Origin of the sequence: Kitasatospora sp. SolWspMP-SS2h, assembly GCF_003259315.1 — a bacterium.
GTDB classification, from domain to species: domain Bacteria; phylum Actinomycetota; class Actinomycetes; order Streptomycetales; family Streptomycetaceae; genus Kitasatospora; species Kitasatospora fiedleri.
The window spans coordinates 1-22,520 of the sequence record NZ_QLLT01000043.1 but is presented as its reverse complement, the minus strand read 5'-3'; the positions used below and the strand labels follow the sequence as shown (position 1 = coordinate 22,520).

The 22,520-nt window shown below is 73.6% G+C and carries 22 protein-coding genes and 1 pseudogene; 12 read left to right on the top strand and 11 right to left on the bottom strand.

The window, feature by feature from the left end:
* Nucleotides 1-38 precede the first annotated feature (38 nt).
* Nucleotides 39-614, top strand: coding sequence for a Uma2 family endonuclease (locus K353_RS32080; protein WP_111557004.1), 576 nt, complete (start codon nucleotides 39-41; stop codon nucleotides 612-614).
* Nucleotide 615: 1 nt separating this feature from the next.
* Here the strand turns inward: K353_RS32080 and K353_RS32075 are convergent, their stop codons facing one another.
* From K353_RS32075 to ychF, 4 genes are all read right to left on the bottom strand, one after another.
* Nucleotides 616-1,293: a 2-phosphosulfolactate phosphatase gene (locus tag K353_RS32075; RefSeq protein ID WP_111557003.1), complete on the bottom strand. Its 678-nt coding sequence runs from the start codon at nucleotides 1,291-1,293 to the stop codon at nucleotides 616-618.
* A 345-nt stretch (nucleotides 1,294-1,638) separates the two neighbouring features.
* On the bottom strand, nucleotides 1,639-1,893 hold the full coding sequence (locus K353_RS32070) for a Txe/YoeB family addiction module toxin (protein WP_111557002.1): 255 nt from the start codon (nucleotides 1,891-1,893) through the stop codon (nucleotides 1,639-1,641).
* Nucleotides 1,890-2,171 carry a type II toxin-antitoxin system Phd/YefM family antitoxin gene (locus tag K353_RS32065; RefSeq protein ID WP_031076460.1) on the bottom strand — a complete coding sequence of 94 codons (282 nt, stop codon included), beginning with the start codon at nucleotides 2,169-2,171 and terminating at the stop codon, nucleotides 1,890-1,892. Before K353_RS32065 ends, K353_RS32070 begins: the two co-directional genes overlap by 4 nt.
* 197 nt (nucleotides 2,172-2,368) lie before the next feature.
* The gene (ychF, locus tag K353_RS32060; protein WP_111557001.1) at nucleotides 2,369-3,442 is read right to left on the bottom strand and encodes a redox-regulated ATPase YchF; all 1,074 of its coding nucleotides are present in this window, start codon (nucleotides 3,440-3,442) and stop codon (nucleotides 2,369-2,371) included.
* A 324-nt stretch (nucleotides 3,443-3,766) separates the two neighbouring features.
* Here ychF and K353_RS32055 point away from each other — a divergent pair, with 324 nt between their 5' ends.
* Nucleotides 3,767-4,201: a DUF6542 domain-containing protein gene (locus tag K353_RS32055; RefSeq protein WP_111557000.1), complete on the top strand. Its 435-nt coding sequence runs from the start codon at nucleotides 3,767-3,769 to the stop codon at nucleotides 4,199-4,201.
* A gap of 40 nt (nucleotides 4,202-4,241) precedes the next feature.
* Here the strand turns inward: K353_RS32055 and ppgK are convergent, their stop codons facing one another.
* Nucleotides 4,242-5,015: a polyphosphate--glucose phosphotransferase gene (ppgK, locus tag K353_RS32050; RefSeq protein WP_100836531.1), complete on the bottom strand. Its 774-nt coding sequence runs from the start codon at nucleotides 5,013-5,015 to the stop codon at nucleotides 4,242-4,244.
* Between the two features lie 152 nt (nucleotides 5,016-5,167).
* Nucleotides 5,168-6,142 (bottom strand): 4-hydroxy-3-methylbut-2-enyl diphosphate reductase, encoded by a 975-nt coding sequence (locus K353_RS32045; RefSeq protein WP_111556999.1) that lies wholly within the window; start codon nucleotides 6,140-6,142, stop codon nucleotides 5,168-5,170.
* A gap of 74 nt (nucleotides 6,143-6,216) precedes the next feature.
* On the opposite strand from K353_RS32045, the gene K353_RS32040 reads away from it, so the two are divergent.
* The 5 genes from K353_RS32040 to K353_RS32020 all read left to right on the top strand — a co-directional run bounded on the left by K353_RS32040 (nucleotide 6,217) and on the right by K353_RS32020 (nucleotide 10,764).
* A complete protein-coding gene (locus tag K353_RS32040; protein WP_111556998.1) occupies nucleotides 6,217-7,578 on the top strand; it encodes an APC family permease in 1,362 nt (453 codons plus the stop codon).
* 17 nt (nucleotides 7,579-7,595) lie between these two features.
* On the top strand, nucleotides 7,596-8,852 hold the full coding sequence (gene xseA / locus K353_RS32035) for an exodeoxyribonuclease VII large subunit (RefSeq protein ID WP_111556997.1): 1,257 nt from the start codon (nucleotides 7,596-7,598) through the stop codon (nucleotides 8,850-8,852).
* A gap of 167 nt (nucleotides 8,853-9,019) precedes the next feature.
* Nucleotides 9,020-9,685: an RNA polymerase sigma factor gene (locus K353_RS32030; protein WP_111556996.1), complete on the top strand. Its 666-nt coding sequence runs from the start codon at nucleotides 9,020-9,022 to the stop codon at nucleotides 9,683-9,685.
* Nucleotides 9,686-9,781: 96 nt separating this feature from the next.
* On the top strand, nucleotides 9,782-10,021 hold the full coding sequence (locus K353_RS32025) for an exodeoxyribonuclease VII small subunit (protein WP_111556995.1): 240 nt from the start codon (nucleotides 9,782-9,784) through the stop codon (nucleotides 10,019-10,021).
* Nucleotides 10,022-10,170: 149 nt separating this feature from the next.
* Nucleotides 10,171-10,764 carry a malonic semialdehyde reductase gene (locus tag K353_RS32020; RefSeq protein WP_111556994.1) on the top strand — a complete coding sequence of 198 codons (594 nt, stop codon included), beginning with the start codon at nucleotides 10,171-10,173 and terminating at the stop codon, nucleotides 10,762-10,764.
* A 110-nt stretch (nucleotides 10,765-10,874) separates the two neighbouring features.
* Here K353_RS32020 and K353_RS32015 read toward each other — a convergent pair whose 3' ends face one another.
* Nucleotides 10,875-11,402: a DUF4245 domain-containing protein gene (locus K353_RS32015; RefSeq protein ID WP_233533966.1), complete on the bottom strand. Its 528-nt coding sequence runs from the start codon at nucleotides 11,400-11,402 to the stop codon at nucleotides 10,875-10,877.
* A 229-nt stretch (nucleotides 11,403-11,631) separates the two neighbouring features.
* On the opposite strand from K353_RS32015, the gene glpX reads away from it, so the two are divergent.
* Nucleotides 11,632-12,672, top strand: a complete 1,041-nt coding sequence (gene glpX / locus K353_RS32010) for a class II fructose-bisphosphatase (RefSeq protein WP_100836540.1) — start codon at nucleotides 11,632-11,634, stop codon at nucleotides 12,670-12,672.
* Nucleotides 12,673-12,762: 90 nt separating this feature from the next.
* Here the strand turns inward: glpX and K353_RS32005 are convergent, their stop codons facing one another.
* Together K353_RS32005 and K353_RS32000 are read right to left on the bottom strand one after the other, a co-directional pair.
* Nucleotides 12,763-13,113 carry a WhiB family transcriptional regulator gene (locus K353_RS32005; protein ID WP_111556992.1) on the bottom strand — a complete coding sequence of 117 codons (351 nt, stop codon included), beginning with the start codon at nucleotides 13,111-13,113 and terminating at the stop codon, nucleotides 12,763-12,765.
* A 243-nt stretch (nucleotides 13,114-13,356) separates the two neighbouring features.
* Nucleotides 13,357-14,097 carry a DUF1707 domain-containing protein gene (locus K353_RS32000; RefSeq protein WP_111556991.1) on the bottom strand — a complete coding sequence of 247 codons (741 nt, stop codon included), beginning with the start codon at nucleotides 14,095-14,097 and terminating at the stop codon, nucleotides 13,357-13,359.
* A 161-nt stretch (nucleotides 14,098-14,258) separates the two neighbouring features.
* On the opposite strand from K353_RS32000, the gene K353_RS31995 reads away from it, so the two are divergent.
* On the top strand, nucleotides 14,259-15,920 hold the full coding sequence (locus K353_RS31995) for a fumarate hydratase (protein ID WP_111556990.1): 1,662 nt from the start codon (nucleotides 14,259-14,261) through the stop codon (nucleotides 15,918-15,920).
* Between the two features lie 75 nt (nucleotides 15,921-15,995).
* Here the strand turns inward: K353_RS31995 and K353_RS31990 are convergent, their stop codons facing one another.
* Nucleotides 15,996-16,205, bottom strand: a complete 210-nt coding sequence (locus K353_RS31990) for a hypothetical protein (RefSeq protein ID WP_111556989.1) — start codon at nucleotides 16,203-16,205, stop codon at nucleotides 15,996-15,998.
* Between the two features lie 211 nt (nucleotides 16,206-16,416).
* Here K353_RS31990 and K353_RS31985 point away from each other — a divergent pair, with 211 nt between their 5' ends.
* The 3 genes from K353_RS31985 (at nucleotide 16,417) to K353_RS31975 (ending at nucleotide 22,368) form a co-directional block, all read left to right on the top strand.
* Nucleotides 16,417-19,392, top strand: coding sequence for an AfsR/SARP family transcriptional regulator (locus K353_RS31985; protein ID WP_111556988.1), 2,976 nt, complete (start codon nucleotides 16,417-16,419; stop codon nucleotides 19,390-19,392).
* A gap of 425 nt (nucleotides 19,393-19,817) precedes the next feature.
* The gene (locus tag K353_RS31980) at nucleotides 19,818-20,555 is read left to right on the top strand and encodes a class I SAM-dependent methyltransferase (RefSeq protein WP_111556987.1); all 738 of its coding nucleotides are present in this window, start codon (nucleotides 19,818-19,820) and stop codon (nucleotides 20,553-20,555) included.
* 52 nt (nucleotides 20,556-20,607) lie between these two features.
* The gene (locus K353_RS31975) at nucleotides 20,608-22,368 is read left to right on the top strand and encodes an ATP-binding SpoIIE family protein phosphatase (RefSeq protein WP_111556986.1); all 1,761 of its coding nucleotides are present in this window, start codon (nucleotides 20,608-20,610) and stop codon (nucleotides 22,366-22,368) included.
* Between the two features lie 16 nt (nucleotides 22,369-22,384).
* On the opposite strand, the pseudogene K353_RS31970 reads toward K353_RS31975, so the two are convergent.
* Nucleotides 22,385-22,520, bottom strand: a pseudogene (locus tag K353_RS31970) (IS5/IS1182 family transposase); the annotation flags it as partial.

The window sequence follows — 22,520 nt, the reverse complement described above, 5'->3', positions numbered from 1 at the left end:
GCCGCGAGCAGACAGTGTCTACCGACTACTCTGGAGACATGACCTCACTGCCCGGCTGGATGCGCCCGCCGCGCGCGGAAGGCTGGTTCGCGGAGGACCTCGACTGCCTGCCCGAGGCACCGCGACATACGGAACTGGTCGACGGAGCGCTCGTCTTCCCGACGTCCCCGCAGCGGTGGTGGCACGGCCACCTCGTCACCATGCTCACCGTCACCCTCATGCGGCAGTGCCCACCGGGGGTCAAGATCGGCCGGGAGATGACCATCAGGCTCGACTCCCGCAACCGGCCCGAACCGGACCTGCTGGCGACCGGCGCCCCGATCGACCCCGACCGCACCTGGCTCGCGCCCGAAGACGTCGTCCTGGCCGTCGAAGTGGTCTCCCCCGAATCCGCCCACCGCGACCGCACCGTCAAACTCCGCACGTATGCGGAGGCCGGGATTCCCCACTACTGGCGCATCGAGGACGAGGACGGCCGTCCCGTCGCCCACGTCTACGAACTCGACGGGGCGACCGGGAGCTACGCACCGGCCGGAATCTTCCGTGGCGCGCTCCGACGCCCGGTGCCGTTCGACATCGACCTCGATCTCGACCAGCTCGTGGCCGACCTCTGAACTACCGCCCGTCCTCCCCGTACGGGCGCAGCACCATGAGCCCGTCCTCCGGGGCGGCGGCCATCGTGAAGTCGAAGCGGTCGAGTTCCAGGCAGAGCCGCACGTCGTCCGGGTGGACGCCTTCCCGGACGCCCTGGGCGAGTTCGGCCGCAGCGGTGGACTCGGCGGCGCGGCGGAGGTGGGGGGCGGGGTCGGGGGTGGCGCCGGTGGCGCGGTGGGCGATGTACCGGGCGCAGGCGAGGTCCTCCTCGGCGCGGCCGTCCTCGCCGGTGACGACGAAGGTGACGTCGGGGCGGCCGTGCAGGGCGCGGGCGGTGGCTCCGGCGACCACGAAGCTCGCGCACAGCACCAGCTCGGCGCCGCGGACGGCCAGCGCGCCGACCGTTCCGGCGGTGGTCTTCTGCACGACGGTGCGGCCGGTGAGGTCGGTGTCGCGGATCCGGCCGGGCGAGTTGACGGCGTCGAAGCCGGGCGCGGGCGGCCCGTCCTTGAGGGCGATCCACCCGGGGTGACGCGCCTTCAGTTCCAGCGCCCCGTCGAGCGATTCGGCGAGCACGATCCGCTCGGCCCCCTGCGCGAAGGCCCAGGCCGCCGTGGTGAAGGCGCGCATCACGTCGATGACGACGGCGGTGGCCGGGGTCTCGGTCAGCTCGCCGATGGCGAGGAAACGGGTCTGCATGCCGACCATCCTCACCGGCCCGAGCCTCCCGGCACCACGGGGTTTCCCGCCACCGGGACCCCGGGCCGGGGGGACTGCGGTGGCAGGCCCGGGACCGGAGGGTTCCCGAGCGGACCGGCACCCGCGCCGCCGACGCGGTCCTGCCCGCCCGGTGCCGCCACCGCTACGGGGGCCGACACGACGAGCGGCTCCCCGGACCGGTGTCCGGGGAGCCGCCGCGGCCGCGGGTGCGGTCAGACGTTGAAGCGGAACGTCCACCGCACCGCTTTGACCTGCGGAAACGTTCATTCCGAGGGCCCAAGTCAGCACGAAATCAGCACCGTGACAGCACGCCAGGGCCGGGGATCAGTAGTGGTAGCGGGCCGCCAGGATGATGATTTCCCGGTCAGCGACCAGATAGACGAGGCGTTGCTCGTCATCGATCCGCCGCGACCAGGCCCCTGGCAGGTGGTACTTCAGCGGCTCGGGCTTGCCGATCCCTGTGAACGGATCGCGCAGGACGTCCTCGATGAGCTTGTTGATCCTAGCGAGCATCTTGCGATCGTTCTTGAGCCAGGACGTGTAGTCCTCCCAGCCCTGTTCTTCGAAGACGAGCCTCACTCGACACCCCGCCCGGCATCAGCCGAGTCGGGGTCGATGAGCGTGCGCTCGGAGAGCCCTATGCCGTTCAACGCATTGTCGTACGCCTTCAGCAGGCGACGCGCATTCGCCGGCGAACGCAAGAGGTAGGAGCCCTCTCGCAAAGAGGCGTAATCCTCGGCGGAGACGAGCACGGCATTTCCGTGCTTGGACACGATCTCGATGGCGTCATGATCCTCGTTGACCTTCTTGATCAACGGGAAGAGATCCCTGCGAGCCTCGCTCGCGGTGATGGACATGGGCGCACCCCTTCGGCGAGTAGTACCGGATAACGTACCACTCAAGCGAGAGCTTCCGGGCGGATCGATGGCCGGTACGGACTCTCGCAAGCCAGCACCAAGTCAGCACGGAAACGAGGAGAGGGGTGGACTCTATGGAGCCCACCCCTCTCCGACCTGCACGTTTGTCAAATCTGTGACATGCAGTAACGGTTTGATCACACGTTGAAGCGGAACTCCACCACGTCGCCGTCCTGCATGACGTAGTCCTTGCCCTCGATGCGGGCCTTGCCCTTGGCGCGGGCCTCGGGGAGGGAGCCGGCGGCGACGAGGTCGTCGAAGGAGGTGACCTCGGCCTTGATGAAGCCCTTCTGGAAGTCGGTGTGGATGACACCGGCGGCCTCGGGGGCGGTGGCGCCCTGCCGGATGGTCCAGGCGCGGGTCTCCTTGGGGCCGGCGGTGAGGTAGGTCTGCAGGCCGAGGGTGGCGAAGCCGACGCGGGCGAGGGTGGCGAGGCCGGGCTCGTCCTGGCCCATGGACTGGAGGAGTTCGAGGGCCTCGGCGTCGTCGAGTTCGATGAGCTCGGACTCGATCTTGGCGTTGAGGAAGATGGCCTCGGCGGGGGCGACCAGGGCGCGCTGGGCGTTCTTGAAGTCCTCGTCGGAGAGGGCGTCCTCGTCGACGTTGAAGACGTAGAGGAAGGGCTTCGAGGTCATCAGGTGCAGGTCGCGGATCGCGGTGGTGTCGAAGCCGGCCTCGAAGAGGGTCTTGCCGGTCTCCAGGACGGCCTGGGCGGCCTCGGCGGCGGCGAGGACGGGGGCGGTGTCCTTCTTGAGGCGGGCTTCCTTCTGGAGCCGGGGCAGCGCCTTCTCGATGGTCTGGAGGTCGGCGAGGATCAGCTCGGTGTGGATGGTCTCGATGTCGTCCTTGGGCGAGACCTTGCCGTCGACGTGGACCACGTCGGGGTCGGTGAAGGCCCGGACCACCTGGCAGATCGCGTTGGCCTCGCGGATGTTGGCGAGGAACTTGTTGCCCAGGCCCTCGCCCTCGCTGGCGCCGCGGACGATGCCGGCGATGTCGACGAAGTCGACGGTGGCGGGGAGGACGCGCTGCGAACCGAAGATCTCGGCGAGCTTCTCCAGGCGCGGGTCGGGGACACCGACGACGCCGACGTTCGGCTCGATGGTGGCGAACGGGTAGTTGGCCGCCAGCACGTCGTTCTTGGTCAGGGCGTTGAACAGGGTCGACTTGCCGACGTTCGGCAGGCCGACGATTCCGATCGTGAGCGACATGGAGAGTGGTGTCCCGTGGCTTGGAGGGCGTCGTGGTGGCCCGTACGGGCCGATCCCCCAGTCTACGGGGCGCGCGCGGGGCCTCCGGCAGCGCGGTGGGGGCGCTCCGGCCGGACACGGACAATTGCCGGGGGGCCATTACACAAGGTGTCGATGATCGGACCGTACGTTGGTCGGGTGGAGCAGAGCACCCGTACCCAGCCGCCAGGGCCGAGAAGGCGACCGCCCGGTCGGGGCGCCGCCGAGGCCGCCGTTCCGGGGCAGAGCGGCCCCCCCGACTCGCGGCTGCGGTCGGCCTCCGGCGTCCGGACCGGCCCGCCGGTCGTGCAGCGCGCGGCGCAGCGGCTGCTGGCGGCCCGGCGGCGGCGCGGCGGGAGCGGGCGGCCGGCCCGGCTGACCGCGGTGGGCACCGGGGTCGCGGCGGTGGCCGGGACGCTGGTGTCGGCGGGGGTGGACCGGCTGCTGTTCGGCGGGCTCGGGGTGCTGTTCGGGCTCGGCTATCTGGTGGTGTGCTTCCAGCTGGCCGTGCGGGTGCGGTACTCGGACCTGCCGGCGGCGCCGATCTGCGGGCCGATCGCCTTCGCGGCGGCGCTGGTGCTCCTGCAGCCGGGCCCCTCCCAGGGCGTGACCGGCGAGGTGGTGGCGCTGGCCGGCGGGCTGGCGCTGCGGGCGGGCTGGCTGTTCGCCGGCACCGCCCTGGCCGCCGCGATCGTCACCGCGCGTCACGTGGCCCAGCGCCGGCGGCACCGGGCCCGCTGAGGCCGAGCCCGCCGGGCCGCCCGACCGGCCCGGCCCCTGGTCAGCCGACCGGGGGTTCGGGCGCGGGCACGGTGGGCCGCAGGCTCGCCGCCATGGCCGCGCCGACGATGCCCGCGTCGTTGCGCAGTTCGGCCGGGACGACCTCGGCGCGGCGGTCCTTGAGCAGCGGCAGGAACTTCTCGTGCTTGCGGCTGACGCCGCCGCCGATGACGACCAGCTGCGGGGAGAACAGCATCTCGACCAGGTCGAGGTACTCGTCGACCCGCCCGGCCCACTCGGACCAGCTGAGGTCGTGGCGCTCCTTGGCGGCGGAGGAGGCGCGCCGTTCGGCGTCCTTGCCGCGCAGTTCGAGGTGGCCGAGTTCGGTGTTGGGGACGAGCACGCCGTCGGAGAACAGGGCGCTGCCGATGCCGGTGCCGAAGGTGAGCAGCAGGACGACGCCCTTGCGGCCGCGTCCGGCGCCGTGGGTGACCTCGGCGATCCCGGCCGCGTCGGCGTCGTTGACGACGGTGGCGGGCAGGCCGAGCGCCTCGCTGAACCGGTGGGCCGCGTCCAGGCCGATCCAGCCCTTGTCGACGTTGGCCGCGGTCATGGTGCGCCCGTCGACGACCACGCCGGGGAAGGTCAGGCCGACCGGCCCCCGGTGGTCGAAGTGCCGGACCACCTCGCAGACCGCGCCGATCACCTCGTCCGGGCCGGACGGGTGCGGGGTGAGCACCTTGTGCCGCTCCTGGGCGAGCACGCCCTTGTCCAGGTCGACCGGCGCGCCCTTGATGCCCGAGCCGCCGATGTCCACGCCGAAGAACGTCGTCACTGCCCTCGCCTCCCTCACTGGCCGTGAGCATCCGCTGCCCGCCGGTCCTCGTACCAAACGTACGGGCGGAGCGGAACCTGCGCAGCCCTTGCGACGCGCGCGGTCCGGCGCCCTCCGGGGAGGGGCCGGACCGCGGTCGGGGTGACGGGGGGTCAGAGCTTGCCGGCGGCCTCGGCGCGCAGGTCGCGGCGGAGCTCCTTGGGGAGCGAGAAGGTGAGGTGCTCCTCGGCGGTCTTGACCACCTGGACGTCCTCGAAGCCGTGCTCGGCGAGGAGCCGGAGCACGCCGTCGACCAGGATCTCCGGCACCGAGGCGCCGCTGGTCAGGCCGACCGTGGTGACGCCCTCCAGCCAGGCCGGGTCGACCTCCTCGGCGAAGTCGACCAGGTGGGCGGCCTTGGCGCCGTACTCCAGGCCGACCTCGACCAGCCGGACCGAGTTGGAGGAGTTCCTGGAGCCGACCACGATCAGCAGGTCGGCCTCGGGGGCGAGCTGCTTGACCGCGACCTGGCGGTTCTGGGTGGCGTAGCAGATGTCGTCGCTGGGCGGGGAGACCAGCAGCGGGAAGCGCTGCTTGAGGGCGCCGACGGTCTCCATGGTCTCGTCCACGGAGAGGGTGGTCTGGGAGAGCCAGACCAGCTTGGACTCGTCGCGGACCTTGACGTTGGCGACGTCCTCGGCGCCGTCCACCAGGTGGATGCGCTCGGGGGCCTCGCCCATGGTGCCGACGACCTCCTCGTGGCCCTCGTGGCCGATCAGCAGGATGTCGTAGTCCTCGTCGGCGAAGCGGCGGGCCTCCTTGTGCACCTTGGTGACCAGCGGGCAGGTCGCGTCGATGGTGGCGAGCCGGCCGGTCTCGGCTTCGTCGTGCACGGACGGGGCCACGCCGTGGGCCGAGAAGACCACGATCGAGCCCTCGGGCACCTCCTCCGTCTCGTCGACGAAGACCGCGCCCTGCTTCTCCAGGGTCTGCACGACGTACTTGTTGTGGACGATCTGCTTGCGGACGTAGATGGGCGCCCCGTACTGCTCCAGGGCCTTCTCCACGGCGATCACGGCGCGGTCGACACCCGCGCAGTAGCCACGGGGGGCGGCGAGCAGGACACGGCGCTGAGCACTGGTGGACATGGCTCCATCGTACGGGCGAGTCCCGCGGGGGGCGGACGCGCGCCGCCGCCGCCGGACGGGTGCGGCCGGGTGGAATGGCCAGGGTGAGCACACAGGCGGGCACGACCGGGCTGCGGCGCACCCTCGGGGTGCGGGATCTGATGGTGTACGGGCTGCTGTTCATCGCCCCGATGGCGCCGGTCGGCGTGTTCGGCGTGCTGGACGCGAAGAGCCACGGCGCGGTGGCGGCGGTGTACCTGGTGGCGACGGTGGCGATGGGGTTCACCGCGCTGTCGTACGCCGAGATGGTGCGGGCGGTGCCGCGGGCCGGCTCGGTGTTCGCGTACGCCCGGGCCGGGTTGGGCGAGGGGCCGGGGTTCGTCGCCGGGTGGATGGCGATGCTCGACTACCTGCTGATCCCGGCGGTGGCGTACCTGTTCTCCGGGATCGCGCTCAACTCGCTGGTGCCGGACGTCTCGCGCTGGGTGTGGACGGTGCTGGCGGTGCTGGTCACCACGGCGCTCAACCTGACCGGGGTGCGGACGGCGGCGGTGGTCGGGTTCGCGGTGCTGGCGATGGAGGTCGTGGTGCTGGCGGTCTTCGCGGTCGCGGCGGTGGTGGTGCTGGTCCGGGACGGGGCGGCGCGCGACTGGGGGTCCCCGTTCGGGGGAGTCGGCGGGTTCTCGTTGACGGCGGTGCTGTCGGCGGTGTCGGTGGCGGTCCTCTCCTACCTGGGCTTCGACGCGATCGCCTCCTTCGTCGAGGAGGCGGTCGGCGCGTCCGCGGCGGTGGCCCGGGCGGTGCTGTGGTGCCTGGCGCTGGCCGGGCTGCTGTTCGTGGCGCAGACCTACCTGGCGGCGCTGCTGGAGCCGACGACGCCGCAGCAGCTGGCGGCCGACCCGGAGGCGCAGGGCTCGGCGTTCTACGACACCGTAGAGACCTCGGTCGGGCACTGGCTGCACGTGCTGATCGCGGCGTCCAAGGCGATCGGGGCGGCGTTCGCGGCGCTGGCCGGGCAGGCGGCGGCCGGGCGGCTGGTGTTCGCGATGGGGCGGGAGGGGCGGCTGCCGCGCCTGCTGGGCGTGGTGGACGAGCGGACGGCGGTGCCCCGGCGGGCGCTGCTGACCGCGGCCGTCATCACGCTGGTCGCGGCGGTCTGGGCGGCCCGCCGGGACGACGGGCTGGACCAGCTGACCTCGGTGGTGAACGTCGGCGCGCTGACCGCGTTCGTGCTGCTGCACGCCTCGGTGGTGGGCTGGTACGTGGTGCGCGGGGGCTCGCGGGACTGGCTGCGGCACGGGGTGGTGCCGGTGCTGGGGGTCGCGGTGCTGGTGGCGGTGCTGGTGGAGGCCGCGCACACCGCGCAGGTGGTGGGGGCGGTGTGGCTGGTGGTGGGGCTGGTGGTGCTGGTCGCCCAGCGCGGGCGGCGGTCCGGCGGGGGTGCGGTGTCGCGGTAGGCGGCTAGCCTCGGGGGATGGCCAACACGAGCAGTCCGGAAGCGCCCCTGCCGGTGGGGAAGGTCTCGGCGTTGATCGGCGGGTGGGTCGACCGGCTGGGCGAGGTCTGGGTGGAGGGGCAGATCGCCCAGCTGAACCGGCGGCCGGGGGCGGGGATGGTCTTCCTGACCCTGCGCGATCCGGACCGGGACGTCTCCTTGACGGTGACCTGCTTCCGGCAGGTGTTCGAGCAGGTCGCGGACGCCGTGCAGGAGGGCGCCCGGGTGATCGTCCGGGCGAAGCCGGAGTGGTACACGGCGCGCGGCACGCTCTCGCTGCGCGCCTCCGAGCTGCGGCTGGTCGGCCTGGGCGAACTGCTGGCCCGGCTGGAGCAGTTGAAGCGGCGGCTGTTCGCCGAGGGCCTGTTCGAGGACGCCCGGAAGCGGCCGCTGCCGTTCCTGCCGGGCTGCGTGGGCCTGGTCACCGGCCGGGGCTCGGCGGCCGAGCGGGACGTGCTGGAGAACGCCCGGCGGCGCTGGCCGGCGGTGCGCTTCGAGGTGCGCAACGTGCCGGTGCAGGGGCCGCAGGCGGTGGGCCAGGTGTGCGCGGCGGTGCGGGAGTTGGACGCGCTGCCGGAGGTCGAGGTGATCGTGGTGGCCCGCGGCGGCGGCAGCGTGGAGGACCTGCTGCCGTTCTCCGACGAGGAGCTGGTGCGGACGGTGGCGGCGGCCCGGACGCCGGTGGTGAGCGCGATCGGGCACGAGCCGGACCGGCCGCTGCTGGACTTCGTCGCGGACTTCCGGGCCTCCACGCCGACCGACGCGGCGAAGCGGGTGGTGCCGGACGTGGGCGAGGAGCTGGCGAGGGTGCGGCAGGTGCGGGACCGGGCGCGGCGGCACGTGCTGAACCGGGTGGAGCGGGAGGCGGCGGGGCTGGCCGCGGTGCGCAGCCGCCCGGTGCTGGCGGCGCCGGCCGAGGCGGTGGCGGCCCGCGGGGCGGAGGTGGACGCGCTGGTGGAGCGGGCCCGGCGGGTGCTGGGGCACCGGCTGGACCACGCCCAGACCGACCTGGGGCACGCGCTGGCCCGGGTGGTGGCGCTGTCGCCGCTGGCCACCCTGGAGCGCGGGTACGCGGTGCTCCAGCGGGCGGACGGCACGGTGCTGACCGACCCCGGGCAGGCCGCGGCCGGCGAGGCGCTGCGGGCCCGGGTGGCGGGCGGCGCGTTCGAGGTGCGGGTGGCCGGGGAAGCGGAGGCCGGGGAGCCGGAGGCCGGGGAGGCCGGGGCCGGGGGCTGACGGTCCGTCGACCGCCCGGAACCGGCTCGCGGAATTGCCCGCGAGCCCCCCTCCGCGCGGAAATCGACGGGAATTGCCGACGCTTTCCCGGGAACTGCTTGCACCGGGTCGGGGCGGGTCCTAGTGTGACGCCCCTTCCCTTTTCCGGCGTTTTCCGGAGGTTTGGCATGGACGTCCCCCCGGCGGGCCGACCGGCGGTGACGCCCGCGCTGATCGAGGCCGCGAAGTCCGGGAACCGCGAGGCCTGGGCGGTCATCTACCGGTGCCACCACGGCGCGGTGCTGGGGTTCCTGCTGCGCCGGACCGGTAACCGACCGCTGGCCGAGGACCTGGCCCAGGACACTTTCGTCCGCGCGATGGCGGGAATTCGCGGTTTCCACTGGACGGGCACGGATATCGGCGCGTGGATGTTCACCATCGCCCGCCACGTGCTGCTGGACCACGAGAAACGGCGTTCCACCCGGCGCGAGTCGACGGTGGCGGCGGTCGCGGACCGGGATTCGGGGGTGCGGGTCGAGGAGGCGGTGATCGCGGCGGTGGAGGCGGAGCGGGTGGGCGCGGCACTGGCGGTGCTGAACGAGCGTCAGCGGGCGGTGCTCCGGCTGCGCTACTGGGACGGGCTGAGCTCGCTGGAGATCGCGGACCGGATCGGGCTGCGGGTCGGCGCCGTCAAGACGCTGACCTACCGGGCCCGGCTGAACCTGCGCCGCTCGCTGGCCGAGGGCGCGCCGCCCCCGGCCCGGCACGGGGTGGGGGCGCGCCGCCGGACGGCGGGGGCGGGGTGCTCGGGCCCGGCGGAGCGGAACAGGGCGGAGCGGAACAGAGCGGGGTAGGGCAGGGCGGACGCGGGCCGGGGCGCGCGGGGCCTGTCGGGGGTCTGTCGGGGGTCTGTCGGGGTTTTGTCGGGAGCAGCGCCTACCCTGGGCGGCATGGCAGATCAGCGCGGTCGGCGGGAAGCGGGTCCGGAGCAGGCGCTCGGGTACGAGCAGGCGCGGGACGAGCTGCTGGAGGTGGTCCGGCGGCTGGAGACCGGCGGGACGACGCTGGAGGAGTCGCTGGCGCTGTGGGAGCGCGGCGAGGAGTTGGCGAAGGTCTGCCAGCGCTGGCTGGACGGCGCCCGGGCCCGGCTGGACGCGGTGCTGGCCGTCGAGGAGCCCGCCGGGGAGTGACGGCCGGCGGTCCGGGGCGGCGGCGGGGCTGTGAGGTACATCACCACCCCGTCCGGGAATGGTTTAAGTTTCATCGAAGTTGCACCTCAGCGTGCGGCACCCCAGCCGCCGACCGGACCCCGTCTCCAGCTCTGAGGTAGGACACAGACATGACCCTGGCACTCGACGCCGCCGCTCAGGACCTGCTCTTCCGCGAGGCCCGCACCGCCAACACCTTCTCGGACGAGCCGGTCAGCGACGAGCAGGTCCAGGCGATCTACGACCTGGTGAAGTTCGGCCCGACCGCCTTCAACCAGCAGCCGCTGCGCATCGTCCTGGTCCGCTCCGAGGAGGGCCGCGCCCGCCTCGTCCAGCACATGGCCGACGGCAACAAGGCCAAGACCTCCGGCGCGCCGCTGGTCGCCATCCTGGCCGCCGACAACGAGTTCCACGAGGAGCTCCCGACCCAGCTGCCGCACTTCCCGCAGGCGAAGGACATGTTCTTCTCCGAGCGCGCGGTCCGCGAGTCCTCCGCCGTCCTGAACGGCGCCCTGCAGGCCGCCTACTTCATCATCGGCGTCCGCGCCGCCGGCCTGGCCGCCGGCCCGATGACCGGCTACGACGCCGAGGGCATCAACAAGGAGTTCTTCGGCGACGGCGAGCACTCGGTGCTGGCCGTGGTCAACATCGGCAAGCCGGGCGAGGACGCCTGGTTCCCGCGCAGCCCGCGCCTGGCCTACGACGAGGTCGTCACCACCGTCTGACCCTCCCGGACGCCGGCGCTCCGCCGCCGGCACCGGTGACCGCGAAGGCCCCCGCCGTTCCCCGGCGGGGGCCTTCGTCGTGCGCCGGAGTCGTGGCCCGCCGCCGTGCGCTACCGGAGCGTCTCGGCGAGCCGGGCGAGCTCCTCGTAGGAGGCGGTGCCGGTGAGCACCGTGGTGCCGGTGTCGCCGGCCGGGCGGACCAGCGCCCGGTAGCGGTCGCCCCGCACCCGCTGCCACTCCTGGCCCGCCACCGTGGCGGTGCCGTCCGGCTCGGCGCCCGGCACGTTCAGCGCCACCACGTCCGCGGACTTGCCGTCGCTCTGCTCGACCGCCGCGTACTGGCCGGAGGCGGTGTTCAGGCCCAGGTGCCAGGCGGCGCGGCCCTTGTCGTCCCGGCCGTAGCTGACCGAGGTGGCCTTCCAGCCGTCCGGGAGCTGCTCCGGTCCGAGCAGCGGGTACGGCGCGGCCCGCTTCGCCGAGGCCAGTTCGACCTGGTACGGCACCGCGTGGACGCCGTTCTTGCCGTCCGCGCTGGGGATCGAGAAGTACGCGACCACCACCACGACGCCGACCGCCGCCATCGACAGGACCATGTCCCGTACCGTCTGACGGCCCCTGTTGCTGCTGTTGCCTGCCACCCGCCCATGGTAGGCGGCGCTTACGCGGGCGCCGTGCGCCGGGGAGGGGCGGGGCGGGGCCGGCGGGACGGGAGGGGGCGGGGTGGCGAGGCCGGTAAGGGGTACGCGGGGAGTGCGCCACAGACCCCCCTTCCCCCTGCCGATACGATCGCAGCAACCCTCATCGCAGTGCCGGTGACCCTCCGCGTCCCGGTGCTGACTGGCCGTCGCGTACAGAGAGGTAACGACGATGACCACGCAGTACCCGCACCACCTCCCCTCCGCCCTGGAGGTCGCTCCGGAGGCCCCCGACCGCAACCTCGCCCTCGAACTGGTCCGGGTCACCGAGGCCGCCGCGATGGCCGCCGGCCGCTGGGTCGGCCGGGGCGACAAGAACGGCGCCGACGGCGCGGCCGTGAAGGCCATGCGCACCCTCGTCTCCACCGTCTCGATGAACGGCATCGTCGTCATCGGCGAGGGGGAGAAGGACGAGGCCCCGATGCTCTACAACGGCGAGCGGGTCGGTGACGGCACCGGCGCCGAGTGCGACGTCGCCGTCGACCCGGTGGACGGCACGACCCTCACCGCCAAGGGCATGAACAACGCGGTCGCGGTCCTCGCGGTCGCCGACCGCGGCACCATGTTCGACCCCAGCGCGGTGTTCTACATGGACAAGCTGGTCTGCGGCCCCGAGGCCGCCGACTACGTCGACATCACCGCCCCGCCCGCGGTCAACATCCGCCGGGTCGCCAAGGCCAAGGGCTCCGCCGTCGAGGACGTCACCGTCGTGGTGCTGGACCGGCCCCGGCACGACGACCTGGTCCGGGAGATCCGGGAGGCCGGCGCCCGGATCAAGTTCATCTCGGACGGCGACGTGGCCGGCGCGATCATGGCCGCCCGCGAGGAGACCGGCATCGACCTGCTGATGGGCATCGGCGGCACCCCCGAGGGCATCATCGCGGCCTGCGCGATGAAGTGCATGGGCGGCGTCATCCAGGGCAGGCTCTGGCCGAAGGACGCGGCCGAGCGGCAGAAGGCGCTGGACGCCGGGCACGACCTGGACCGCGTCCTGACCACGGACGACCTGGTCAGCGGCGAGAACGTGTTCTTCGTCGCGACCGGCATCACCGACGGCGAGCTGCTGCGCGGCGTCCACTACCGGCAGGAGACCGCCACCACCTCGTCGCTGGTGATGCGCTCCAAGAGCGGGACGATCCGGCGGATCGACTCCACCCACAAGCTCGCGAAGCTGCGGGCCTACAGCGCGATCGACTTCGACCGCGCCAACTAGCGGGCGGGCGCGGAGTCGAGGGGCGCGGGTTCCCGCGCCCCCGGTTCCGTGCCGCCCGGCGGGCTCTCGCGGCGTCCGGCGCGGCGGGTGTCAGCCCGCTATCCGGGCCGGGACGCGGAGCTCGGTGTCCCGGCGTCGGCGGCGGGTGAGGACGACCCGGCGTTCGGCGGCGGTGAGGCCGCCCCAGACGCCGTAGGGCTCGGGCTGGGCGAGGGCGTGCTCGCGGCATTCGAGCAGGACCGGACAGCGGGCGCAGACCCGCTTGGCCTGCTCCTCGCGGGAGAGCCGGGCGGCCGTCGGCTCCTTGGAGGGGGCGAAGAACAGCCCGGCCTCGTCGCTGCGGCAGGCGGCCGAGGTGTGCCAGGGGTTGTCGTCCACGTCCGGCTGGGCCGCCGGGCGGCGGGCGGCGGCGGTGGCGCTGGACTCGATCGGATGCAGCACGGTGACTCCTGACCAGGCTCAAGGCTCGGGGACGATGTCGCCTCCTGCCCGACTGCCCCGTGCTCCCTCGCCGTGGCGCCGTCGCCGACCCGCGGGGTCACAGCCGTACAGGAACGATGTGCGAGGGGAACTACCCCGCCGCTCCGGGATTCATGCACACCGCACGCAATCGACTACGCCCTGCACTCGGGGCAACGGCGAGTGCCGCCCGGCGAGTTGACGCCCCGTCGGTGACCGCGCAGGTCAGCCGTCGAGCTGTCGGCGCACCCACTCCTTGAGCTTCTTGCCGCGGCGCGGCCTGGCGTCGACGCCGCCGAACACCGCGGCGCCCTTGACCCGGACCACGGGCGCGTGCGGGTCGGCGGAGGTCTGCTCGCGGACCTCGAAGCCGCCGAACACCCCGGCGCCGCCGCCGTGCAGGCTGACGTTCTCGGGGACCCGGATGTCGACGCCGCCGAACACCGAGACCACCTCGATGACCACCTCGGGGGACTCGAAGACCGCGTCGGTGAGGTCGATCTCGATGCCGCCGAACACGGCGACCGCCTTGAGGTGGGAGCCCACCCGCCAGCGGCCCTTGCGGGCGGCGCCGCCGAACACCGCGACCATGGTGGGCGCCTCGGCCCGGGCCGGGGGCAGGGCGGGCTTCGGGGCGGGGGCCCGGTCGTCCAGCGGGGCCTTGGTGAGGTTGTGCCGGATCGGCCCGGGGTGGCCGGGGAGGTCGCGGGTGAGGGGCTCCAACTCGCCGAAGGTGCGGGCGCCGTAGGCGGCCTCGACGCGTTCGGCGTGCTCGTCGACGGTGAGCCGGCCCTCGGCGTAGGCGTCGCGGAGCAGGTCGGCGACGCGTTCGCGGTCGGCGTCGGAGGCGCGCAGTTCGGCGGCCAGGTCGGTACCGGGGGTCCGGTCGGGAGCCGGCGCGGGCTCGTTCTTCGGCAGCGGGGCGGGCAGCGGGCCCTGCGGGTCCTGCGCGGGAGAGTTGTCCACGTCACAAGCCTAGCGAGCCGACCCCGGAACCGAACGGCGGTTCGACGCAACGCGCGTGACGCCGGTCACGCAGGCCGACCTTACCGCCGGGGGCGCGGACAGGTGCGCCTAACCTGGAGGGTGCCTCGTCGACGAAGCCGAAAGAACCGAAGGATCACCCCATGGCCCCAGAGTTCGCCTACCGCGACCTGCTCCCGCTCGGCACGGACACCACTCCGTACCGCAAGCTCACCTCCGAGGGGGTCTCGACCTTCGAGGCCGGCGGTCGCACCTTCCTGCAGGTCGAGCCGGAGGCGCTGCGGCTGCTGACGGCCGAGGCGATGCACGACATCTCGCACTACCTGCGCCCGGCGCACCTGGCGCAGCTGCGCCGGATCCTGGACGACCCGGAGGCCAGCCCGAACGACCGGTTCGTGGCGCTGGACCTGCTGAAGAACGTCAACATCTCGGCGGGCGGCATCCTGCCGATGTGCCAGGACACCGGCACCGCGATCGTGATGGGCAAGCGCGGCCAGCACGTGCTGACCTCCGGCGAGGACGAGGCGGCGATCGCCCGCGGCGTGTTCGACGCGTACACCAGGCTCAACCTGCGGTACTCCCAGATGGCCCCGGTGACCATGTGGGACGAGAAGAACACCGGCAACAACCTGCCGGCCCAGATCGAGCTGTACGCCACCGACGGGGACGCCTACAAGTTCCTGTTCATGGCCAAGGGTGGCGGCTCGGCCAACAAGTCGTACCTGTACCAGGAGACCAAGGCGATCCTCAACGAGGCGTCGATGCTGAACTTCCTGGAGCAGAAGATCCGTTCGCTGGGCACCGCGGCCTGCCCGCCCTACCACCTGGCGATCGTGGTCGGCGGCACCAGCGCCGAGTTCGCCCTGAAGACCGCGAAGTACGCCTCCGCGCACTACCTGGACAACCTGCCCACCGGCGGCGACGCGCGGACCGGGCACGGCTTCCGCGACCTGGAGCTGGAGCAGAAGGTCTTCGAGCTGACCCAGAGGATCGGCATCGGCGCGCAGTTCGGCGGCAAGTACTTCTGCCACGACGTGCGGGTGATCCGGCTGCCGCGGCACGGCGCCTCGCTGCCGGTCGCGATGGCGGTGTCCTGCTCGGCGGACCGCCAGGCGCTCGGCAAGATCACCGCCGAGGGCGTGTTCCTGGAGCAGCTGGAGACCGACCCGGCGAAGTACCTGCCGGAGACCACCGACGAGCACCTGAACGACGACGTCGTGCGGATCGACCTGAACCGGCCGATGGCCGAGGTCCGCGCCGAGCTGTCCAAGTACCCGGTGAAGACCCGGCTCTCGCTCACCGGCACGCTGGTGGTGGCCCGCGACATCGCGCACGCCAAGATCAAGGAGCGGCTGGACGCCGGGCAGGGCATGCCGCAGTACCTGAAGGACCACCCGGTCTACTACGCGGGCCCGGCCAAGACCCCGGAGGGCTACGCGTCCGGCTCGTTCGGCCCGACCACGGCCGGGCGGATGGACTCCTACGTCGACCAGTTCCAGGCGGCGGGCGGCTCGATGGTGATGCTGGCCAAGGGCAACCGCTCCAAGCAGGTCACCAAGGCCTGCGCCGAGCACGGCGGCTTCTACCTGGGCTCGATCGGCGGCCCGGCGGCCCGGCTCGCGCAGGACTGCATCAAGAAGGTCGAGGTGCTGGAGTACCCGGAGCTGGGCATGGAGGCGGTCTGGCGGATCGAGGTGGAGGACTTCCCGGCGTTCATCGTGGTGGACGACAAGGGGAACGACTTCTTCGCCGAGGTCACCGACGGCCCGCTGATCACCAACCTGCGGGTGCGCTCGGCGCAGTAGCGGCCGCGGAGCGGGCGAACGGGACGAGCCCCGGCCGGTGAGGGCCGGGGCTCGTCCCGTTCACGCGGGCAGCGGTCACGGGCAGTTGGTGACCGAGCCGAGCGGCTCGAAGGTCTCGTCGTCCCCGGTCCTGATCTGCTCCACGGCCGGCGCGGCGGGCTGGCCTTCGGCCAGCACCTCCAGGGCGTGCTCGATCGCGTTCGGGTCGGCGGCGTCGGCGGTGTGCTCGACCGGGGCCGGGGTCTGCTCGGCCTCGGGAACGGTGATGGTGGTCTCGTCGGCCATGGGGCGGGCCGCCTTTCAGCTGAGAGGGTTCGATCACCCGGACGACTGTGCCCGGGCGCGCGGACAGTATCGTAGGGATCGCTAAATGTCTTATAAACGTTGCACCGCGCATCCACTTGGTGGATGTTTGCGCGCTTCCTCATAAGCTGTCGCCCCCGCACGACCGGCGGCGGCGTGGGGAACAGACGGTTCATCGGCCACAGGGGAGGACATGGAGCATCAGGACACGCGCTCCGCCGGGGCGTTGCGTTTCCAAGTGCTCGGCCCTGTCCAGGCGTGGCGCGGTGACGCGCCGCTGGCGCTCGGATCGCCGCAGCAACAGGCCGTGCTGGTGGCCCTGTTGCTCAGCGAGGGCCGTCCGGTGACCACCGACGACCTGGTCGACGGCATCTGGGGGGAGCGCACCCCGCCGCAGGCGGTGGCCGCGCTGCGCACCTACGTCTCCCGGCTGCGCTCGGTGCTGGAGCCGAACCGGGCCGCCCGCAAGCCCGCCGAGGTCCTGGTCTCGATGACCGACGGCTACGCGCTGCGGATCCCGGCCGACGCCCTGGACCTGACCGTCTTCGAGCACCGGGTCACGGACGCCGGGACCGCCCGGGGCGACGGCGGCCTGCGCTCCGCCCACGACACCCTGGTCGCCGCGCTCGACCTGTGGCGCGGCCGCCCGCTGCCCGGCGTGCCGGGCCCGTACGCCGAGACCCAGCGCAACCGGCTGGCGGAACGGCAGCTCGCGGTGGCCGAGGAGCGCTGCGCGCTGGCCCTGGAGATCGGCCTGCACGCCGACGTGGTGGCCGAGTTGAACGCGCTGTCCGCCGCGTACCCGCTGCGCGAGCGGCTGCGCGAACTGCTGATGCTGGCGCTGTACCGCAGCGGCCGGCAGGCCGAGTCGCTGGGCGTGTACGCGGACACCCGGAAGCTGCTGATCGACGAGCTGGGCGTGGAGCCGGGCGGCGGGCTCTCCGCGGTGCACGCCCGGATCCTGGCCGGCGACCCGGAGCTGCTGGCCACCTCGGCCGCCCCGCCGAAGACCGCCGAGGATCCGACCGCCTTCGTCCCACCCGCCCAACTCCCGGCCGACGTCTCGGACTTCAGCGGCCGCAACAAGCTGGTCGGCGAGCTGCGGGACGTGCTGAGGGCGGGTTCCGGCCAAGCCGTCGTGGTGACCTCGCTGGCCGGCATCGGCGGCGTCGGCAAGACCACCCTCGCGGTGCACGTGGCGCACTCGCTGCGGCCGGACTTCCCGGACGGGCAGCTGTACGTGGACCTGCGCGGCGCGGGCGCCTCCCCGGCCGACCCGGCCGTGGTGCTCGGCGACTTCCTGCACGCGCTCGGCGCGCCCGACGCCCCCGACTCGCTGGACCAGCGCGCCGCGCTGTACCGCTCGCTGCTGGCCGACAAGCGGATGCTGATCCTGCTCGACAACGCCCGCGACGCCGGGCAGCTGCGGCCGCTGATCCCCGGCGTCTCCGGCAACGCGGTAATGGTGACCAGCCGCTCCCGGCTGGCCGAACTGCCCGGCGCGCACCTGGTGGACATCGAGGAGCTGACCCCGGACGAGGCGCTGGCGCTGTTCTCGGCGATCGTCGGGGCCGAGCGGGTCGGCGCCGAACCCGAGGCCGCGCTCCAGGTGGTGACTTCCTGCGGCTTCCTGCCGCTGGCGGTCCGGATCGCCGCCGCCCGGCTGGCCAGCCGTCCGCGCTGGAGCGTCTCCGACCTGGCCCGGCGGTTAGCGGACCAGCGCAACCGGCTCCAGGAGCTCCAGCTCGGCAACCTCGCCGTGGAGACCACCCTGGGACTCGGTTACGCCCAGCTCCGGCCGGAGGAGGCCCGGGCCTTCCGGCTGCTCGCCCTGGTCGACTCCCCCGACCTGCCGCTGCCCGCCGTCACCGCGCTGCTCGGCACCTCCGAGCAGGAGGCCGAGGACCTGGCGGAGTCCCTGGTCGAGGCCAACATGCTGGAGTGCTTCACCCCCGGCCGGTACCGGTACCACGACCTGCTGCGCCTGTACGCGCAGCGGCAGAACGCCAAGCTGGGGGACGTCGAGCAGCAGCACGAGGCGCTGCTGCGGCTGCTGGACCTGCTGGACGCCACCATGCAGAACGCGCTGCGGGTGATGGAGCCGGACGACCGGCCCGTCGAACCACTGCACCGGGCCGACTCGGCCGGACGCGCGTTCCCCGACAACGACACCGCGCGCGAATGGCTGCGCTCGGAGGTCCCCGTCCTGCTGAGCGCCGTCGAGGCGGCCGCGAACGCCCCGCTGGCCCTGCTCCATCCGGCGCTGGACATCGTGCAGAGCATGGTCTCCGTGATCGAGGACCCCACGCTGGCCCCCCGGATCCTGGCCATGCTCCGGGCCGCCTCGGTCAGTCCTGCGGCGCAGCAGGACTCGGTGGCCCTGGCCAGCGTGCACTTCGCGCTCGGCCAGATCCACCGGATCGGCGGCGAACTCGCCGAGGCCGAGAAGTGGTTGGCCCACAGCCTGGCGTTGCAGCCCGCCGATCGCCCCACCGTGCTGCGCATGGTCACGGCCAACGCCCTGGCGATCATCCTGATCATGGCGGGCCGGTCCGCCGAGGCGCTGCCGTTCTACCAGCAGGCCCACCGGATCGCTTGCGGACTGGACGCTCCGACGAACGAGGCCCGGCTGCTGGGCAACATGGCCCGGGCGTACGTCGGCCTGGACCGCCACGCCGAGGCCGAGGAGTCCGCGCGCGCTGCGGTGGCGGCGGCCCGGGCGTCCGGGAACGTGCCGTGCCTGGCGGACACGCTCTACCAGTTGGGCGTGGTGCTGCGCTCGACCGGTTCGCCCGGTGAGGCGGCGGTGCACCTGCGGGAGGCGCACCAGCTGTACCGGCAGCAGCAGCACCCGATCTGGGAGGGCTACTCGCTGGCCCGGCTGGCGGCCTGCCTGCTGGCGGACGGCCGGTTCCCGGCGGCGGCGGAGGCGGCCGAGGAGTCGCTGTCGATCGCCCAGGAGATCGAGGCCGCGTACTGCCAGGGCATGGCGAACGCGGCGCTGGGCGAGGCGCTCCTGGAGCTGGGGCAGCCCTCGCGCGGGCTGGCGTGCCTCCGGGAGGCGCTCACGGTGTTCACGCGGCTCGGTGTGCCCGAGGCCCAGCCCGTGCAGGACCTCATCACGTCTCGGCACACCGAGCCTCCCCCTGTTCCCCCCACCGCGCCCTAGGCTCCCGTTCCCCCCTGGTGTCCCCCCTGGTCCCCCCTGGCGGAAGCCCGTCCCCCCGGAGCGTCGGCGTCCCCGCAGCCCCCCGGCTGCGGGAACGCTTTGACGCTTCCCCGGCGCTGGGAAGACTCTGACAGGTCGCGATTGACGTTCGATAAACGCCCGCGGCCCGGCCGTCGATCCGGCGTCGGCGCAGGTCACCGCCCTGCCGCCGGTGCGCCATGCGGCGCGCGGCGCGGTGGCGCGCTCCGTCGCGGGCCCCGGGTGCTTCCCCTGGCGGGCGACAAGCGCCCAGCGGCGCACGGGTTGGCCGGAAACGGACTCCACGGTCCGGTGATCGCGTTTATCCTCGAAGGCCAGGGTCGGGAGTGGAGTGCGGGCCACGACGGGCAGGGCAGGACGCGCGCGGGAGAGGTGCCCAGATCATCGTGACGGACGAACAGACCGCTGCCGCCGACGACGCCGGCCCGGCGTCCGCGGCGGGTGCGCGCCGGGAGGAACGGGCCCGCCGGGCCGCCGTGTTCGACGCGGTCGGGGGCCGCTACCAGGAGGTGTTTCCGGCCAGGGCCGGGCAGCTCGCGTGCGGCGACTGGCTGCTGGCCGAACTCCCGTCCGGGGCCCGGGTGCTGGACGTGGGCTGCGGGGCCGGCGAGCCGACCGCCCGCCAACTGGCGGACGGTGGGCTGCGGGTGACGGGCGTCGACCTGTCCGAGGGCATGCTGGCCCGGGCCCGGGCGGCCGTCCCGGCGGCGGAGTTCCACCGGATGGACGTCCTGGACCTGGGCCTGGACGGCGCCGCGTCCCGCTGGGGCGTCGAGGAGCTGGGCCCGGACGGGAACGGCTCGCTGGACGCCGCGACCGCGTTCTTCTCGCTGCTGATGCTGCCCCGGGCCGAGATCGCCGAGACGCTCGGCCGGCTCCGCGCCCTGCTGCGCCCCGGCGGCCTGCTGGCGCTGGGCATGGTCGAGGCGGACCTGGACGACGCGCCGCTGCCGTTCCTGGAGCAGGAGATCCGGGTCAGCGGCTACCTGCGCGAGGAGCTGGTCGGGCTGCTGGAGCGCAGCGGCTTCGCGGTGCGGGCGGTGGACAGCCGGTCGTACGCGCCCGCCGGGTCCGCGCAGCCGCCGGAGACCCAGCTGTACCTGCGCTGCCGGCGCACCGGCTGACGAGGCGTCGGCTTCCGTCCCCGAGACCACATCTGCACAGATCGGGCAGCCCGTGCGCGACCACCTGGAGTCCCTGGCGGGGCAGCAGCCCGCCGTTCCCGTCCAGCGGCACCCGCCGCCCGGCGCGGGCCGGTCCGGCGAGGCGGCCTCCGGCGTGCCCGGGCGGCTGGCGGAGCGGCTGGCGGCGCTGGACCGGGCGGCCCGGCTGATCAACAGCTCGCTCGACCTGACGGCGACGCTGCGCAACCTGGGCCGGGTGCTCGTCCCGGCGGTCGCGGACGCCCTGGTGGTTCTGGTCCGCGACCCGCTGCCGGACGTCGAGCGCGACCCGGGCCCGCCCCGGGCGCTGCGGGTGCGGCACACCCGCGGGACCAGGCTGGGCCGCAGCGCGGGGGTGCGCCCGGTGCTGCCCGGCGGCGAGCTGGAACGGTTGCTGGCCCGCCGCGCCGCGAGCGGGCCGACCGTGCTGGACGGCCGCCGCCGGGGCGGTCCGGCCGCCGAACTGCTGGGCGCCCGGGCGCTGGGCCGGCTGCCGGCCGGGACGGCGCTGCTGGCGCTGCCGCTGCACGGGCGGCAGGCCGCGCTGGGCGTGCTGCTGCTGGTCCGCCGCCCGCGGCCGGACGGCTCCCCGGCGGGTTTCGACCCGGCCGACGCGGCGACCGCCGCCCACCTGGCCACCCACGGCGGCCTCGCGGTGGACACCGCGCTGCGCTACACCCGCGAGTGGGAGATCGCCGACGAGCTCCAGCGCTCGATGCTGCCCGCGCACCTGCCGCAGCCGCACGGCGTCCGGCTGGCGCACCGCTACCTGCCGGGCGAGCGCGGCGCGCAGGTCGGCGGCGACTGGTACGACTCGATCCCGCTGCCCGGCAACCGGGTCGCCCTGATCACCGGCGACGTGATGGGCCACTCGCTGACCTCGGCCGCCGTGATGGGCCAGCTGCGCACCTCCGCGCAGACCCTGGCGGGCCTCGACCTGCCGCCGCACGAGGTGCTGTACCACCTGGACGAGCAGGCCCAGCGGCTGGGCCGCGAGCAGCACCTGGCGACCTGCGTGTACGCGGTGTACGACCCGATCGCGGGCCGGGTGCGGATCGCCAACGCCGGGCACGTGCCGCCGGTGCTGATCGGTCCGGACGGCAGCAGCGAGCTGCTGGAGCTGCCCTCGGGCGCGCCGATCGGCGTCGGCGGGGTGGACTTCGCCTCGGTGGAGCTGCCCGCGCCGCCCGGTTCGGCGCTGCTGCTGTTCACCGACGGCCTGGTGGAGACCCGGCACCGCCCGCTCGGCACCGGCCTGGAGCTGCTGCGGGCCCGGCTGGCGGGCGGGCACCGGTTCACCCCGGAGCAGCTGTGCCAGGAGGCGCTGCGCATCCTGCCGCCGGGCGACCGGGCCGACGACATCGCGCTGCTGGCGGCCGCGTTCGACGGCATCCCGGCCGAGGACGTGGCGCACTGGCACCTGCGGCCCCGGCACGAGACGCCGGGTCGGGCCCGCCGGCTGGCCGGGCACGCGCTGCGCCGGTGGGGGCTGGACCACCTCGCGGAGAGCTGCGAGCTGATGGTCAGCGAGCTGGTCACCAACGCGATCCAGCACGCCACCCGGCCGGTGACGCTGCGCCTGGTGCGCACCTCGGTGCTGCGCTGCGAGGTGGGCGACGACTCCCCGGCGCTGCCCCGCACCCGCCGGGCCGGTCCGGAGGAGGAGCGCGGCCGGGGCCTGCAGATAGTCTCCCGGTGCGCGGACCGCTGGGGGGCGACCCGGCTAGGGGCGGGCAAGGTGGTCTGGTTCGAGCAGCGGCTGGACCGGGCCTAGGAGTCGTCTTCAAAGATCAAATCCAGAGCAGGATTGAGGCGATGGTGACGGTGGCCTGGTAGGACTCGATGGTCTTGTCGTAGCGGGTGGCCAGGCCGCGCCACTGCTTGAGCCGGTTGAAGCAGCGTTCGACGACGTTGCGCAGGCGGTAG

Excerpts from the sequence above, each read along its gene's own strand:
- K353_RS31995 (WP_111556990.1), top strand. The coding sequence starts at position 14,259 with ATGGCCCCAGAGTTCGCCTACCGCGACCTGCTCCCGCTCGGCACGGAC.
- K353_RS32025 (WP_111556995.1), top strand. The coding sequence starts at position 9,782 with ATGGCAGATCAGCGCGGTCGGCGGGAAGCGGGTCCGGAGCAGGCGCTC.
- K353_RS32045 (WP_111556999.1), bottom strand. The coding sequence starts at position 6,142 with ATGTCCACCAGTGCTCAGCGCCGTGTCCTGCTCGCCGCCCCCCGTGGC.
- xseA (WP_111556997.1), top strand. The coding sequence starts at position 7,596 with ATGGCCAACACGAGCAGTCCGGAAGCGCCCCTGCCGGTGGGGAAGGTC.
- glpX (WP_100836540.1), top strand. The coding sequence starts at position 11,632 with ATGACCACGCAGTACCCGCACCACCTCCCCTCCGCCCTGGAGGTCGCT.
- K353_RS32030 (WP_111556996.1), top strand. The coding sequence starts at position 9,020 with ATGGACGTCCCCCCGGCGGGCCGACCGGCGGTGACGCCCGCGCTGATC.
- K353_RS31985 (WP_111556988.1), top strand. The coding sequence starts at position 16,417 with ATGGAGCATCAGGACACGCGCTCCGCCGGGGCGTTGCGTTTCCAAGTG.
- K353_RS32065 (WP_031076460.1), bottom strand. The coding sequence starts at position 2,171 with ATGTCCATCACCGCGAGCGAGGCTCGCAGGGATCTCTTCCCGTTGATC.
- K353_RS32075 (WP_111557003.1), bottom strand. The coding sequence starts at position 1,293 with ATGCAGACCCGTTTCCTCGCCATCGGCGAGCTGACCGAGACCCCGGCC.
- K353_RS32040 (WP_111556998.1), top strand. The coding sequence starts at position 6,217 with ATGGCCAGGGTGAGCACACAGGCGGGCACGACCGGGCTGCGGCGCACC.
- K353_RS31990 (WP_111556989.1), bottom strand. The coding sequence starts at position 16,205 with ATGGCCGACGAGACCACCATCACCGTTCCCGAGGCCGAGCAGACCCCG.
- K353_RS32080 (WP_111557004.1), top strand. The coding sequence starts at position 39 with ATGACCTCACTGCCCGGCTGGATGCGCCCGCCGCGCGCGGAAGGCTGG.
- K353_RS32020 (WP_111556994.1), top strand. The coding sequence starts at position 10,171 with ATGACCCTGGCACTCGACGCCGCCGCTCAGGACCTGCTCTTCCGCGAG.
- ychF (WP_111557001.1), bottom strand. The coding sequence starts at position 3,442 with ATGTCGCTCACGATCGGAATCGTCGGCCTGCCGAACGTCGGCAAGTCG.